This is a genomic window from Actinotalea subterranea, assembly GCF_008364845.1.
Classification (GTDB): domain Bacteria; phylum Actinomycetota; class Actinomycetes; order Actinomycetales; family Cellulomonadaceae; genus Actinotalea; species Actinotalea subterranea.
Genome location: NZ_VTTP01000001.1, coordinates 137,853 through 152,424 on the forward strand (window position 1 = coordinate 137,853; position 14,572 = coordinate 152,424).

The window sequence follows — 14,572 nt, forward strand, 5'->3', positions numbered from 1 at the left end:
GCACGATGGCGCCATGACCTCCCTTCCTGACGGGTACCGCCCCGTCGACGTGCCCGAGACGCGACGCCCCGAGCTCCAGGTCGTCGACTCGTGGGCCTTCCCGACCTCCACGAGCGACGAGAAGGCGCTCGAGGTCCCGTCGTCCCTGACGTGGGACCGCACACGCGGCATCGAGACCGCCGACGGCGAGCTCGTCGCGTGCCACTCGTCCTACCCGTTCTCGACGTTCCCTGTCCCGGGCGCCCGGACCCGCGTCTCGGGCCTGACGTGGGTGGGCGTGCACCCGGGCCACCGGCGCCGCGGCCTGCTCACGTCGATGATCAGCGAGCACTTCGCCCGCAGCCTCGCGCGCGGCGAGGCGGTCTCGGCGCTCTTCGCGGCCGAGCCCGCGATCTACGGGCGGTTCGGCTACGGGCTCGCCGCGACGGACCTGCACCTGAAGATCCCGCGCGGCGCCGCGCTCCGGGACGTCGCGGGCAGCGCGGACGTCCGCATCCGGCTCGAGCGCCTCGACGCCGAGCGCCACGGGCCCGTCATCGCGGCGCTGCACGGCAGCGTCGAGCGTCCAGGCTGGGTGACGCGTGACTCCGCCGAGCTGCGCACGGCCCGCCTCGCCGACCCCGAGATCTACCGGGGCGGCGCCGAGTCCCTGCGTGTCGCCCTCGCCGAGCGCGACGGCACGACGGTCGGCTACGCGCTGTTCCGGCGCAAGGAGGCGTGGGAGATCCCCGGCCCGCGCGGCACCGTCCAGGTGCGTGAGCTCGTCGCGCCCGACGCGGCCGTCTCGCGCGCGCTGTGGGGCGTCCTGATCGACCTCGACCTCATGGCGACGGTCGAGGCGGGCATGCTGCCCCTCGACGACCCGATCACCCACCTGCTCGTGGACCTGCGCGCGGCCGAGCCCCGCATGGGCGACAACGTGTGGGTCCGCCTGCTCGACGTGCCCGCCGCGCTCGCCGCGCGCAGGTACGCGGCGGACGTGGACGTCGTGCTCGAGGTGACCGACGCCGCGCTCCCGGCCAACGCCGGGCGGTGGCGCCTCGTCGGTGGGCCCGCGGGCGCCGAGGTCCGGGCGACGGATGACGCGGCGGACCTGACGGTCGACGTGCGCGAGCTCGGCGCCGCCTACCTGGGTGGGCGGTCGCTCACCGCCCTGGCGGGCGCGGGTCTGGTGGCCGAGCGCACGACGGGCGCGCTGCACCGCGCGTCGACCGCGTTCGGCTGGCCCCAGGCGCCCGTGGCGGGCTGGGTGTTCTGACAGCTACCCAGGACCGCCCAGGACCCCTGGGCGGTCGTGCACCGCGACGCCGGGTCGGTCAGCGCGCGGCCTCGTAGGCCGCGAGCTGGTCGATCCGGCGCTGGTGCCGCGCGTCCCCGCTGAACGGCTCCGCGAGGAACGCCTCGACGATCTCGGTCGACTCGTCCACCGAGTGCTGCCGTGCGCCCAGCGCGACGACGTTCGCGTCGTTGTGGGCGCGGCCCAGGCGTGCGGTCTCGGTGCTCCAGGCGAGTGCCGCACGCACACCGGCGACCTTGTTCGCGGCGATCTGCTCGCCGTTGCCCGAGCCCCCGATGACGATGCCGAGGGTGCCCGGCTCGGCGACGACCGCCTCGCCGGCCGAGAAGCAGAACGACGGGTAGTCGTCCTGCGCGTCGTACTCGTGGGCACCGTGGTCCACGACGTCGTGCCCCGCGGCCCGCAGGTGCTCGACGAGGTGCACCTTGAGCTCGTACCCGGCGTGGTCGGCTGCGATGTGGATGCGCATGCCGCCATCCTGCCAGGCCGCACCCCGGCGTGCGGCACCGTACGACACCGTGCGGACCGCACACCGGCCGCTCGCCTAACCTGGGGCGATGACCACGCCTGACGACCGCACGGCCGCGCGCAGCGGCATCGACCTCGACGCGCTCGACTCCGCCGTCCGCCCCCAGGACGACATGTACCGCCACGTCAACGGGCGGTGGATCGCGCAGCACGAGATCCCTGCCGACCGTGCGGCCGACGGGGCGTTCCGCATGCTCCACGACGAGGCCGAGGCGCAGGTCCGCGCGATCATCGAGGAGCTCGGCGAGCAGGCGCGGGCCGCCGGCGGCGCGGGCACCCCGGCGGCGCAGGTCGGCGCCCTCTACGCGAGCTTCATGGACGTCGACGCCGTGGAGCGCGCGGGGCTCGACCCGATCCGCGACGAGCTCGCCGCGATCGACGCCGCGACGACCCCTGCCGCGCTCGTGACGGTGCTCGGTGCGCTTCAGCGCACCGGCGGCGCCGGGGCCACGGCGTTCTGGGTCGACAACGACGAGAAGGACACCGAGCGGTACGTCGTGAACCTCGCGCAGAGCGGCCTCGGGCTGCCCGACGAGGCGTACTACCGCGAGGACCAGTACGCGCCGGTGCGCGAGAGCTACCGCACGCACGTGGCCCGCATGCTCGTGCTCACGGGGCTCGACGAGGCCGCGGCCGCCCGGGGCGCGGACGACGTCCTCGAGCTCGAGACGGCGCTCGCGCGCTCCCACTGGGACGTCGTGCGGGACCGCGACGCGGAGCTCACCTACAACCCGATGACCCTTGCCGAGCTCGCCGAGCGCGCCCCGCAGCTCGACTGGCGCGCGTGGGCGGCCGCGCTCGGGGCACCGGACGGCGCCCTCGACCACCTCGTCGTCCGCGAGCCCGACTTCGTCGTCGGCCTCGCCTCGCTGTGGCAGGACGCGCCCGTCGCGCAGTGGCAGACCTGGCTCCGCTACCACCTGGTCACGGCACGGGCGCCCTACCTGAGCGACGCCGTCGTGCAGGCGAACTTCGACTTCTACGGACGGGTGCTCTCGGGGGCGACGGAGGTGCGCGAGCGATGGAAGCGTGGCGTGTCGCTCGTGCAGGGCGCGCTCGGCGAGGCCGTGGGTCAGGTCTACGTGGAGCGTCACTTCCCCGCCTCGCACAAGGAGCGCATGGTCGAGCTCGTGGCGAACCTCGTCGCCGCGTACCGGGAGTCGATCTCGGGTCTCGACTGGATGGGTGAGGAGACGCGTGCCAAGGCGCTCGCGAAGCTCGAGGCGTTCACCCCGAAGATCGGCTACCCGGACCGCTGGAAGTCCTACGAGGGCCTCGAGGTGCAGCCCGACGACCTGGTCGGCAACGTGCGCCGCTCCTACGCCTACGAGCAGGACCGCGAGCTCGCCAAGATCGGGCGGCCCGTGGACCGCGACGAGTGGTTCATGACCCCGCAGACCGTGAACGCGTACTACAACCCCGGCATGAACGAGATCGTCTTCCCCGCCGCGATCCTGCGGCCCCCGTTCTTCGACCCCGAGGCCGACGACGCGATGAGCTACGGGGGCATCGGCGCGGTCATCGGCCACGAGATCGGGCACGGCTTCGACGACCAGGGCTCGAAGTACGACGGCACCGGCGCCCTCGCGGACTGGTGGACCGACGCGGACCGTGCCGAGTTCGACCGGCGCACGGCGGCCCTGGTCGAGCAGTTCTCGGCCTTCTCCCCCGCGCAGCTCGACGGCTCGCACCACGTCAACGGCGCGCTGACGATCGGCGAGAACATCGGCGACCTCGGCGGGCTCTCGATCGCCCTCAAGGCGTACCGCATCGCGCTCGGCCGGCCGCTCGCGCAGGCGCCCGTGCTCGACGGCCTGACGGGCGTGCAGCGCGTGCTCCTCGGGTTCGCGCAGGTCTGGCGCTCGAAGATCCGCGACGAGGAGCTCGTCCGACGCCTCGCGACGGACCCCCACTCGCCCGACGAGTTCCGCTGCAACGGGACCCTGCGCAACATCGACGAGTTCTACGAGGCCTTCGGCGTCGAGCCGGGCGACGCGCTGTACCTCGCGCCCCAGGACCGCGTCCGCATCTGGTGAGGGCCGCCGGCCGGCCGGGGCGTCAGAAGAGCTGCGTCCCGGCACGCGCCAGGGAGAAGCCCTTGCCGCTCGGGTCGTGGCGGCAGAAGACGCCGTTGCGGGAGCTCAGGCAGGTCATCTCCCCGACCGAGCTGCCCTCGCCGTAGTCGAGCACCGGGGTGCCCTCGGCCGGGGGCCCCACGGGCGCCTCGACGCACGCGAAGCCCGCGTCGCCGTCGGCGCTCACGGTCAGGACGTTGCCGGCCGTGCCCGTGCACCCCTGGGGCGGCTCCGGCGCCGGGTAGCTGAACTCGAGGATCGTGCACGTCGCCGTGTCCTGCGTCATCGTGCAGTGGATGTTGCCGCTGGGCAGCACGAACGCGGGCAGGGACTGCGACTCCTCGGGGTCCGGCGGGGCGCTCTGCTCGGGCGACTCCTCGGCCGTCGGGCTCGTCGTCGTCGGCCCGCCCGCGGCCTGGCCGTCGCCCGTGCCGCGGTTGCCGAGGGTCATGACGAGCAGCACGAGGAACGTCACGACGAGGATGACGTCGACCACGAGGAACGTCGTCATGCCAGGGCTCAGGCCGGAGCGGCCCGTCGCTCCGCCGGGAGCGGGGGGTGCCGGGCGGTCGGCCATCGGGAGTCGTCGTCCTCTCCCGCCGCGCGTCGTGATCGGCGCAGGCGGTCCGGTCGGTGCTCGCCCGGCGCGGCGGCCCGCGCACGCTCGCGTGCGCCGGGGGCCTCGGGCGTCGGGCCTCGGTCAACACGGCAGCATGGCACGGCCGAACGGGTGACGCGAGCGCGTCCCGGTCCGGGGCCGCCGCGGGGCAGGGGCGTGGGAGGATCGCCGGGAAACCCATCGACGACATCCGAGGAGCACCACAGTGCCCGCTGAGAACCTGACCCGCACCGAGGCGCGCGACCGCGCGTCGGTGGTGGACGTCCAGTCCTACGACGTCGCGCTGGACCTGACGACGGGACCGCAGACGTTCGCCTCCACGACGGTCGTCCGGTTCACGGCGCGCCCGGGCGCCAGCACGTTCGTCGACCTGATCGCGCCGACCGTGCACGAGGTCGTGCTCAACGGGCGCGTGCTCGACGTCGACGAGGTGTTCGCGGACTCACGCATCACGCTCGACGCGCTCGAGGAGTCCAACGAGCTGCGCGTGGTCGCCGACTGCGCCTACATGAACACGGGCGAGGGCCTGCACCGCTTCGTCGACCCCGTCGACTCCGAGGTGTACCTGTACTCGCAGTTCGAGGTCGCGGACTCGCGTCGCGTCTTCGCCGTCTTCGAGCAGCCCGACCTCAAGGCGACCTTCGCGTTCGCGGTGACCGCCCCCGCGCACTGGACCGTGATCTCCAACTCCCCCACGCCCGAGCCGCTCCTGCTCGGCGGCCCGGACGGCACCCCCGTCGCCCGCTGGTCGTTCGAGCCGACGCCCCGCATCTCGAGCTACATCACCGCCGTCATCGCCGGTCCGTACCACCGCGAGACGGGCGAGCTCACGAGCAGCGACGGCCGCACGATCCCGCTCGGCGTGCTGTGCCGCGCGTCGCTCGCGCAGTACCTGGACGCCGACAACATCCTCGACGTCACGCGCGCGGGCTTCGCGTTCTACGAGGACGCCTTCGGCATGCCGTACCCGTTCGCCAAGTACGACCAGGTGTTCGTGCCCGAGTTCAACGCCGGCGCCATGGAGAACGCGGGCGCCGTGACGTTCCTCGAGAACTACGTGTTCCGCTCCAAGGTGCCCGACGCGACGGTCGAGCGCCGCGCGCTGACGATCCTCCACGAGCTCGCCCACATGTGGTTCGGCGACCTCGTGACGATGCGCTGGTGGGACGACCTGTGGCTCAACGAGTCCTTCGCGGAGTTCGCCTCGACGCTCGCGACCGCGCAGGCGACGCAGTGGACCCAGGCGTGGACCACGTTCTCCTCGATGGAGAAGTCGTGGGCGTACCGCCAGGACCAGCTCCCCTCGACCCACCCGATCGTCGCCGACATCCGCGACCTCGAGGACGTCGAGGTCAACTTCGACGGCATCACGTACGCCAAGGGCGCGTCCGTGCTCAAGCAGCTCGTCGCCTGGGTCGGCCAGGACCAGTTCCTCGCCGGGGTGCGCGCCTACTTCGCCAAGCACGCCTGGGGCAACACGGAGCTGCGCGACCTGCTCGTCGAGCTCGAGGCGACGAGCGGCCGCGACCTGTCGCCGTGGTCCGCCCTCTGGCTCGAGAAGGCCGGCGTCACGCTGCTGCGGCCCGTCGTCGAGCTCGACAGCCACGGCGTCGTCACCACGTTCTCGGTGCGTCAGGAGACCCCCAAGGACCACCCCGTGCAGCGCCCGCACCGCCTCGCGATCGGGGGCTACGACCTCGTGGACGGGCCCGACGGCGAGGTGCGCCTGGAGCGCACCGTCCGCATCGAGCTCGATGTCGACGGCGCCTCGACGTACGTGCCCGAGATGGTCGGCCGGGAGCGCCCCGCGCTGATCCTCGTGAACGACGACGACCTCGCGTACGCGAAGATCCGCCTCGACCCGGCGTCCCTCGCGGTCGCGACCGAGCACCTGCACTCGTTCACGGACTCCCTGCCCCGGACCCTCGTGCTGGGCGCGGCGTGGGACATGACGCGCGACGGGGAGCTGGCGGCCCGCGACTTCGTGGAGCTCGTGCTCGCGAACGTCGCGCACGAGACGGACTCCTCGGTGGTGCAGGTCCTCCTGCGGCAGCTCGCCATGAGCATCGACCTCTACGTCGCGCCGGAGCACCACGCGGCGACGTCGGCGGACGCGGGCGACCGTCTCCTCGCCCTCGCACGCGCGGCGGCGGCGGGCAGCGACACCCAGCTCCAGCTCGTCAAGGCGTTCGCCGCACGTGCGGCCACGGCCGAGCAGCTCGACGCGGTCGAGGGCCTGCTCGCGGGGACGATGCCGTTCGACGGCCTGACCGTCGACACGGACCTGCGGTGGGAGCTCCTCGCGAGCCTCGCCGCGGGCGGTCGGGCCGACGAGGCCCGCATCGCCCAGCAGCTCGCCAGCGACGCCACGGCGACCGGCGAGCGCGCTGCGGCGGCCGCGCGTGCGGCCCTGCCGACCCCGCAGGCCAAGGAGGCCGCGTGGGCGGCCGTCGTCGACAGCGCGGACCTCGCGAACGCGCTGCAGACGTCGACCATCGGCGGGTTCAACCGCGTGCACGACCGCGCCCTGCTCGAGCCGTTCGTGGACCGGTACTTCGACGCGCTCGAGCGGGTCTGGTCCTCGCGTACCAACGAGATGGCCCAGAACATCGTCGTGGGGCTCTACCCGACGCTCCTCGCGGGCACGGGCCTCGACGTCCTCGCGCGCACGGACGCCTGGCTCGAGCAGCTCGGTGACCGTCACCCCGCCATGCGGCGCCTCGTGGTCGAGGAGCGTGACGGCGTCCGCCGCGCGATCGACGCGCAGGCACGCGACCGCGCCAAGGACTGACGGCACGCCGACCGGCCGGTCCCGTCGCGGGTGCGAGGGGCCGGCCGGTCGGACGACGCCGTCGGCCCCCGCCGGCCGCCGTGGGCGGGCGGGCCGCCGTGGGCGGGCCGGACGCGGCGGGCGTCAGCCGCGCAGCGCCGCCACGAGGGAGCGCAGGCGCGGGTTGTCGAACAGGTCGTCCACGAGGACGAGCCGCTGCGCGGAGTCCGCGAGCGGCACCTTCCAGTTCGGGTACTCCTGGTCGGTGCCCGGCTGGTTCTGGGCGCGCCGCTCACCGACGGCGTCCACGAGCCCGACGCCGACGAGCACCGCCGGCGACGCGAGGACGAGGCGGTGCATCGCCTCGACGAGCTGACGTTCGGACGGGTCCGCGCCGACGAGCCCGCGCTGCGCGAGCAGCGCGAGCATCTGCGCCCGCTCGGCCTGCGCGGCCGCGCGCACCTGCTCGACGGGCTCGCTGAGCAGGCCGAGCCGGTCGCGCAGGTCCACGTGCTCCCCCGCGAGGTACCCCGCGGTGGGCGGCAGGTCGTGCGTCGTGACCGTCGCGAGCGCGAGACGCCGGTACCGCTCGGGCGGCAGCGGGGCGTCGTCCTTGCGCTCGAACCACAGGACCGACGTGCCGAGGATGCCGCGGTCCGTGAGGTAGTCGCGGACCCACGGCTCGAAGACGCCCAGGTCCTCGCCGATCACGACAGCGCCCGCGCGGTGCGCCTCGAGGCACAGGATCCCGATCAGGGCCTCGTGGTCGTAGCGCACGTACGCGCCGTCCTGCGCGCCGGAGCCCTCGGGGATCCACCAGAGGCGGAACAGGCCGATGATGTGGTCGATCCGGATGGCGCCGGCGTGACGCAGCACGGTGCGCAGCATGTCCCGGTAGGGCCGGTACGCGGCGCGGGCGAGACCGTCCGGGCGCCACGGCGGCTGCGACCAGTCCTGGCCCTGCTGGTTGTACATGTCCGGCGGCGCACCCACGGACACCGCCTGGGCGAGCACGTCGCGCATCGACCACGCGTCCGCACCCTCGGGGTGCACGCCGACCGCGAGGTCGTGCATGATGCCGAGCCGCATCCCGCCGTCGAGCGCAGCACGCTGCGCGGTCGCGAGCTGCTCGTCGGCGACCCACTGCAGCCAGCAGTGGAACGTGATGCGCTCCGCGAGCTCGGTGCGCAGGCGCCGCACGAGCTCCGACCCTCGGTCGTCCGCCTCGGCGGGCCACGGCGCGCCCTCGAAGTGCTCGGCGAGCGCGCACCAGGTCGCGAAGTCCTCGAGCCCCTGGCCCTGCTCGGCGCGGAACGCCGCGAACGCCGCCTCGCGGCCGACGGAGCGCGGCACGGCGAAGACGACCTCGAGCGCGACCTTCTTCGCGGCCCACACGGTGTCCCGGTCGATCGGGCCCGGCTCGGTGCTCAGGGGCCGCGCGACCTCGGCCTGCCACTCGACGAGCGACCGCTCCGCGACCGGCAGGTAGGCGGTCTCGAGGACGTCCTCGACACGCAGGTAGACGGGGTTGACGAACCGCCTGCTCGTGGGCAGGTACGGCGACGGCGAGAGCGGCGGTACGGGCTCGGCCGCGTGCAACGGGTTGATCATGAAGAAGTCGGCGCCGCACCGACGGGCCGCGAGCCACGACAGGTCGCGCAGGTCGGCGAGGTCACCGATGCCCCACGACTGACGGGACCGCACCGAGTACAGCTGGGCCATGAAGCCCCACGCACGGCGGTCCTCGAGCCCGTGGCCCAGCTCGAGGCGCTCGGGCGTCACGACGACGGCGCACCGCGCGTCGACCCCGTCGCTCTCGGCGACCAGCGAGTGCCACCCCAGCGGGAGGTCGTCGGGGACCTCGAGGGTCGCGCGACCCACGAGCCGGCCGTCGACCGTGCGGGGCGCGACGTACACGTCGACCTGCTCCAGGTGCCGCGTGCCCCCGCCGGCCTCGGGGTCCAGCTCGAGGTGCGCCTCGAGGGACGCCCCGTCCCGCACGTGCACCGGGACGTGCAGCGCAGAGCCGCGACGCAGCACGACGACGGGCGGCAGCATGCGCCGCCACGGCTCGTCCTCGGCGTCCTCGAGGGCGACCTCGACGCGCTCGGGGGTCGACGCGTCGACCCCCAGGGCACGCAGCACCGAGATGATGGTCGACTCGCGCACGTAGCGGTGACCGCCGCCGAAGTCCCAGAAGTCGGGGACGACCCCGTGACGCTCGGCGAGCGCGAGGAGCTGCTCGGGAAGGGAACCGGTGGGGACGTCGGACTGGGGCACCGTCTGATCCTGCCAGAGGCGGCAGCGGGCTGCCCGGAGGACACCGTAGCCTTCGCCCATGTTCCTCGGGCCCTATCCCCAGGCGGCGCGAGCCGCGATCGTCGACGACCTCCACGGGCACCGCGTCCCGGACCCGTACCGCGGCCTCGAGGACCCCTCGCACGACGCGACGCGCGCGTGGTCGGCGGCTCAGGACGCGCTGCTCGACGCGTACCGCGACACCGACCATCGCGCCCGGGAGGACGTGTTCCGGGCACGCCTGACCGAGCTGCTCGCCGTCGGCTGGGTCGGCTCACCCGTGTGGCGCGGTGCACGCAGGTTCGAGTCCCTACGGTCGGGCGCGGCCGAGCATGCCGTCGTGACCGTCGTCGAGGCGTCGGGCGACCGCCGCACGCTCATCGACCCCATGGAGCTCGACCCGAGCGGTGCGACGACGCTCGACGCGTGGCAGCCCAGCGTCGAGGGCGACCTGGTCGCGTACCAGGTGTCCGCCGGTGGCACGGAGGAGAGCGTCCTGCGCGTCCTGGACGTGCGGACCGGCGAGGTCGTCGACGGGCCGGTCGACCGCGCGCGGTACTCGCCCGTCGCCTGGCTCCCCGGCGGCGAGGCCTTCTACTACGTACGGCGGCTCGCCCCCGAGCTCGTCCCGTCCGGCGAGGAGCAGTACCACCGCCGGGTGTGGCTGCACCGTGTGGGGACGGACCCGGCCACCGACGTCGAGGTGTTCGGCGCGGACCGCGACCGCACCACGTACTACGGGGTCGCGGTGTCCCGTGACGGCCGCTGGCTGGTCGTGAGCGCCGCGGCCGGCACCGCGCCGCGCAACGACGTGTGGGTCGCGGACCTCCACGCGTCGCCGGCCAGTCGGCCCGACCTCGTGCCGGTCGCCGTCGGGCTCGACGCGCAGACGCACGCGTGGGTCGGACGCGACGGGCGCCTGTACGTCCTCACCGACCTCGACGCACCGCGCGGGCGGCTCGCGGTCACGGACCCTTCCCGGCCCGGCGTCGAGCACTGGCGGACGCTGCTCCCGCAGGACCCGCAGGCCGTCCTGCACGACGTCGTCCTGCTCGACGACGGGGACTCGGACGGCGACGAGCCCGGGCCACCCGTGCCGACCGAGCTCGTCGCCCTGTGGCGCCGGCACGCCGTGAGCGAGGTGACGGTCCACGACCCGGCCTCGGGCGCGCAGCTGCCCGGCGACCGTGGCCGTGTGCCGCTGCCCGGCCCCGGGACGGTGCCCGGGCTCACACGCCGGCCGGCCGGCGGCCGCGAGATCTGGTTCGGCTGGACCGACACCACGACGCCCGCCGCCGTGCACCGCTGGGACGCGCGGACGGGTGCGGTCGACCTCTGGGCGTCGCCGCCAGGCGTCCCGGCACACGTGCCTGACGTGCGCGCCCGCCAGGTGACCTATGACGGGCTCGACGGCACCCCCGTGCGCATGACCGTCGTCGCCCGCGCCGACGCCCTCGGCCCGGACGGCCTGCCCCTGTCCCCGGCGCCGACCATCCTCTACGGCTACGGCGGCTTCCAGGTGAGCCTCGAGCCCGCGTACTCGGCCACCGCCCTCGCGTGGGTCGAGGCCGGGGGCGTGTACGCCGTCGCGAACCTGCGCGGTGGCGGCGAGGAGGGCGAGGAGTGGCACAGGGCGGGCATGCGCCAGCACAAGCAGAACGTCTTCGACGACTTCCACGCGGCCGCCGAGCACCTCGTCGAGCAGGGCTGGACGACGCCCGCGCGCCTCGCCGTGTGGGGTGGCTCGAACGGCGGCCTCCTGGTCGGTGCGGCCGTGAGCCAGCGCCCTGACCTCATGGCCGCGGCGGTGTGCAGCGCACCCCTGCTCGACATGGTGCGCTACCAGGGCTCGGGCCTCGGGGTGACGTGGACCGAGGAGTACGGCGACGCCGACGAGCCGGCCGAGCTCGCGTGGCTCCTGGGCTACTCGCCCTACCACCGCGTGCTCGCCGACGCGCCGGCACGCCCGGCGTACCCCGCCGTGCTCTTCACGGTGTTCGACGGCGACACGCGCGTCGACCCGATGCACGCGCGCAAGATGTGCGCGGCCCTCCAGGACGCGACGTCCGCGGCGCCCGACGTGGCGCCCGTGCTCCTGCGCCGGGAACGGGACGTCGGCCACGGCGCTCGCGCGCTGAGCCGCACGGTCGCGCTGGGCGCCGAGCAGCTCGCCTTCGTGCAACGTCAGACGGGGCTCGCCTGAACTACCCTGCCCGGGTGCCCCACCTCGCCCTGCTCCCCCTGGCCGCCCGGCTCCCCATGACCGCCGAGACGGACGCCCTCGAGGCCTCCGCCCGCTGGTTCGACTGGCTCCTGGGCGCGCCGCTGCAGAGCGTCGTGGCCGTCGTCGTCGGGCTGGTCGTCCTGGCCGTCGTGCGCTGGGCGATCACCCGCGCCGTGCGGTCGGTCGTCGAGGGTGGCACGGTCGTGCGCCGGCACGCCCGCCGCCTCCTGACGAGCAGCCGGGTCGGGTCCGTCGTCGCCGACTCGAGCCCGCTGATGGTCGCGCGGCGGGTCCAGCGTGCCGAGACCATGGGCTCGGTCCTGAGGTCCACGGCCGCCTTCGCGGTCGGGATCGGTGTGCTCACGGCGGTCGCGAACATCAACCGCTGGGACCTGGGCCCGGTGCTCGCGTCCGCCGGGGTCGTGGGTGTCGCGCTGGGGTTCGGCGCGCAGACGCTCGTGAAGGACTTCCTCTCGGGCATCTTCATGCTCGTCGAGGACCAGTACGGCGTGGGCGACGTCGTGGACCTGGGTGAGGCGTCCGGGTCCGTCGAGGCCGTCGGCCTGCGCGTCACGCAGGTCCGGGACATGCAGGGCACGCTCTGGTACGTGCGCAACGGGGAGATCCTGCGCGTCGGGAACAAGACCCAGGGGTGGTCGCGCGCGCTCGTCGAGGTGCGGGTCGGCCCGGACGAGGACGTCGAGCGCGTGCTCGGCCTGCTGCAGGGCGCAGCGGCGGACGTCAGCCGCGACGAGGACGTGGCCGGCCTCCTGCTGGGCGAGCCCGAGGTCACGGCGTTCGAGGACCTCACGGGCGAGTCGGTGATGCTCAGGGCGATGATCAAGACCGCCCCGTCGAAGCAGTGGGAGGTCCAGCGCGCGCTGCGTGCCCGCATCAAGGACGTGTTCACCGGCCAGGGCGTGCCGCTCGCGCTGCCGCGGCGCGAGGTCCTCGTCGAGCGGCCGGGGCCGACCGGTCAGGGCACCTCGGCCTGAGCGTCACCCGGCCCGGCGACAGCCCGGGCCCCGACGCACGCGGCCAGGGGACGCAGGTCCGGCACCGTGAGGTGCGCCCGGTGCAGCTCGCGCGGCCCGTGGCTCGTCGTGACGCCCACCAGGAGACCGATCCCCGCGGCGTCGGCCGAGGCGAGCCCTGCGGGCGCGTCCTCGACGGCGACGAGCACGCCCGGGTCGAGGCGGAGGGCGGCAGCGCCGCGCCGGTAGGGCTCGGCGTCGGGCTTGCCGCGCGTGCAGTCCTCAGCCGTGACCATGGGCAGGTCGGGAGCGCCGAGCGCCTCGACGACGGCCGCGGCCCACTCGCGGCTCGCCGAGGTCACGACCGCGACCGGCAGCCCGACGTCCCGGCACGCCCGCAGCAGGGCCACCGCGCCGGGCACCGGGAGCGGAGGCAGCCCTGAGCCCCGCAGGGTCGCGATGACGGCGGCCGTGAGCACGGCCGGGTCCTCGCCCCGCCAGGGCCCGTCGAGGACCGGGAAGACCTCCTCGGCCCGCCGGCCGGCGAACGCGCGCACCACGTCGTCGGGCACGTCCCAGCCGCGTGCGGCGAAGTACTCCTCGAACGCGGCCCGGTGCATGGGCTCGCTGTCGACGAGCGTCCCGTCGAGGTCGAGCAGGAGCCCCGCGCCCGGCCGACGCAGCGCGGACGCGAGGACGTCCGGGACGTCGACCGGCCCGGCGGCTCCCGGGGCGCCCGGCGCCGAGGCCGGGGTCAGTCCCACTCGAGGAAGGGCTGGCCCGCCTCGACCTTCTGGCCGGGCTCGGCCAGGCCGCGGACCGCCGCCGCGTCACCCTGGAGCGCGACCACGGGGCAGATCGGCGACCGGCCGCCCGCCTCGACCGCGGCGGGGTCCCACGTCACCACGCGCGCGCCGCCCTGGACGCGGTCACCCTCCGCGACGTGCAGCGTGAAGCCCTCGCCCTGGAGCTGGACGGTGTCCAGGCCGAGGTGCACGAGCACCGCGCGCGCCTCGTCGGCCTGGATCACGAACGCGTGCGGGTGGAGCTTGACGATGGTCCCGTCGATCGGGGCGACGACGTCGACCGTCCCGTCCCGCGGGGGGTCGATGCCCAGGCCGGGGCCCACGATCGCACCGGCGAAGACCGGGTCTGGCACGTCGGCGAGGGCGAGCGCGGTGCCGGCGACGGGCGCCAGCACCGTGAGGAGCTGCGGCATCAGCGCAGGTCCTCGATGTCCGAGGCGAGCGTGTCCGCCTCCGGCCCGACGACGACCTGCACGACCTTGCCGGACCGCACGACGCCGAACGCGCCGGTGGCCTTGAGGGCGGCCTCGTCGACGAGCGACGGGTCCTCCAGCTCGACACGGAGCCGCGTGATGCACGGCTCCAGGTCGACGATGTTCCCGTCACCGCCGAGGGCAGCCAGGATCTGCTCAGCCTTGCTCATGGGGTCCTCCTCGTGCCCGACGACGGCCCGGATGCCGCGCGTCAACAGTAGTCACATCAGCTCTTCGAGATCGCTCGCCAGGACGTCGACGGCGGGTCCGACGACGACCTGGACGACCTTGCCCGCGACCATCACGCCGTGCGCGCCCGCTGCCCGCAGGGCCGCGACGTCGACGCGGCTCGCGTCACGCACCTCGGACCGCAGCCGCGTGGTGCACGGCTCGATCTCGACGATGTTCGCGACCCCGCCGAGCGCGGCGAGGATGCGGGTCGCCTGGTCGCCCGGGCGACCTGTGGCCTCTCCCGTCACGTGCTCACCGGCCTTCGTCATGTCGTCCT

At 74.4% G+C, this 14,572-nt stretch carries 12 protein-coding genes; 5 read left to right on the forward strand and 7 right to left on the reverse strand.

Annotated elements, in window-relative coordinates:
• The first annotated feature begins 13 nt into the window (after window positions 1–13).
• Window positions 14–1,258: a GNAT family N-acetyltransferase gene (locus FZ988_RS00615; protein ID WP_149202074.1), complete on the forward strand. Its 1,245-nt coding sequence runs from the start codon at window positions 14–16 to the stop codon at window positions 1,256–1,258.
• A gap of 58 nt (window positions 1,259–1,316) precedes the next feature.
• On the opposite strand, the gene FZ988_RS00620 is transcribed toward FZ988_RS00615, so the two are convergent.
• Window positions 1,317–1,766, reverse strand: coding sequence for a ribose-5-phosphate isomerase (locus tag FZ988_RS00620; RefSeq protein ID WP_149202075.1), 450 nt, complete (start codon window positions 1,764–1,766; stop codon window positions 1,317–1,319).
• A gap of 88 nt (window positions 1,767–1,854) precedes the next feature.
• Here FZ988_RS00620 and FZ988_RS00625 point away from each other — a divergent pair, with 88 nt between their 5' ends.
• Window positions 1,855–3,861, forward strand: coding sequence for a M13 family metallopeptidase (locus FZ988_RS00625; RefSeq protein ID WP_149202076.1), 2,007 nt, complete (start codon window positions 1,855–1,857; stop codon window positions 3,859–3,861).
• Between the two features lie 22 nt (window positions 3,862–3,883).
• Here FZ988_RS00625 and FZ988_RS00630 read toward each other — a convergent pair whose 3' ends face one another.
• Complete coding sequence (locus FZ988_RS00630) at window positions 3,884–4,477, reverse strand: hypothetical protein (RefSeq protein WP_149202077.1); 594 nt, start codon at window positions 4,475–4,477, stop codon at window positions 3,884–3,886.
• Between the two features lie 247 nt (window positions 4,478–4,724).
• Here FZ988_RS00630 and pepN point away from each other — a divergent pair, with 247 nt between their 5' ends.
• Window positions 4,725–7,310, forward strand: a complete 2,586-nt coding sequence (pepN, locus tag FZ988_RS00635) for an aminopeptidase N (RefSeq protein WP_149202078.1) — start codon at window positions 4,725–4,727, stop codon at window positions 7,308–7,310.
• A gap of 123 nt (window positions 7,311–7,433) precedes the next feature.
• On the opposite strand, the gene malQ is transcribed toward pepN, so the two are convergent.
• Window positions 7,434–9,629, reverse strand: coding sequence for a 4-alpha-glucanotransferase (malQ, locus tag FZ988_RS00640; protein WP_149202079.1), 2,196 nt, complete (start codon window positions 9,627–9,629; stop codon window positions 7,434–7,436).
• Between malQ and FZ988_RS00645 the strand changes: the two genes are divergently transcribed.
• The gene (locus FZ988_RS00645) at window positions 9,628–11,790 is read left to right on the forward strand and encodes a prolyl oligopeptidase family serine peptidase (RefSeq protein ID WP_149202080.1); all 2,163 of its coding nucleotides are present in this window, start codon (window positions 9,628–9,630) and stop codon (window positions 11,788–11,790) included. The genes malQ and FZ988_RS00645 overlap by 2 nt on opposite strands.
• A gap of 14 nt (window positions 11,791–11,804) precedes the next feature.
• The gene (locus FZ988_RS00650; protein ID WP_149202081.1) at window positions 11,805–12,806 is read left to right on the forward strand and encodes a mechanosensitive ion channel family protein; all 1,002 of its coding nucleotides are present in this window, start codon (window positions 11,805–11,807) and stop codon (window positions 12,804–12,806) included.
• On the opposite strand, the gene FZ988_RS00655 is transcribed toward FZ988_RS00650, so the two are convergent.
• The 4 genes from FZ988_RS00655 to FZ988_RS00670 are packed head-to-tail and all read right to left on the reverse strand — an operon-like array spanning window position 12,788 to window position 14,564.
• A complete protein-coding gene (locus FZ988_RS00655; RefSeq protein WP_149202082.1) occupies window positions 12,788–13,549 on the reverse strand; it encodes an HAD family hydrolase in 762 nt (253 codons plus the stop codon). The genes FZ988_RS00650 and FZ988_RS00655 overlap by 19 nt on opposite strands.
• Window positions 13,540–14,004 (reverse strand): PTS sugar transporter subunit IIA, encoded by a 465-nt coding sequence (locus FZ988_RS00660; RefSeq protein WP_149202083.1) that lies wholly within the window; start codon window positions 14,002–14,004, stop codon window positions 13,540–13,542. The genes FZ988_RS00655 and FZ988_RS00660 overlap by 10 nt, the downstream gene beginning before the upstream one ends.
• Window positions 14,004–14,234, reverse strand: coding sequence for a PTS sugar transporter subunit IIB (locus FZ988_RS00665; RefSeq protein WP_149202084.1), 231 nt, complete (start codon window positions 14,232–14,234; stop codon window positions 14,004–14,006). Before FZ988_RS00665 ends, FZ988_RS00660 begins: the two co-directional genes overlap by 1 nt.
• A gap of 51 nt (window positions 14,235–14,285) precedes the next feature.
• Entirely contained in the window at window positions 14,286–14,564 is a 279-nt protein-coding gene (locus FZ988_RS00670; protein WP_149202085.1) for a PTS sugar transporter subunit IIB, read from the reverse strand.
• Window positions 14,565–14,572 lie beyond the last annotated feature (8 nt).

Coding starts and splice junctions, on each gene's coding strand:
- FZ988_RS00615 (WP_149202074.1), top strand. CDS start 14: ATGACCTCCCTTCCTGACGGGTACCGCCCCGTCGACGTGCCCGAGACG.
- FZ988_RS00620 (WP_149202075.1), bottom strand. CDS start 1,766: ATGCGCATCCACATCGCAGCCGACCACGCCGGGTACGAGCTCAAGGTG.
- FZ988_RS00625 (WP_149202076.1), top strand. CDS start 1,855: ATGACCACGCCTGACGACCGCACGGCCGCGCGCAGCGGCATCGACCTC.
- FZ988_RS00630 (WP_149202077.1), bottom strand. CDS start 4,477: ATGGCCGACCGCCCGGCACCCCCCGCTCCCGGCGGAGCGACGGGCCGC.
- FZ988_RS00645 (WP_149202080.1), top strand. CDS start 9,628: ATGTTCCTCGGGCCCTATCCCCAGGCGGCGCGAGCCGCGATCGTCGAC.
- malQ (WP_149202079.1), bottom strand. CDS start 9,629: ATGGGCGAAGGCTACGGTGTCCTCCGGGCAGCCCGCTGCCGCCTCTGG.
- FZ988_RS00660 (WP_149202083.1), bottom strand. CDS start 14,004: ATGCCGCAGCTCCTCACGGTGCTGGCGCCCGTCGCCGGCACCGCGCTC.
- FZ988_RS00665 (WP_149202084.1), bottom strand. CDS start 14,234: ATGAGCAAGGCTGAGCAGATCCTGGCTGCCCTCGGCGGTGACGGGAAC.
- FZ988_RS00670 (WP_149202085.1), bottom strand. CDS start 14,564: ATGACGAAGGCCGGTGAGCACGTGACGGGAGAGGCCACAGGTCGCCCG.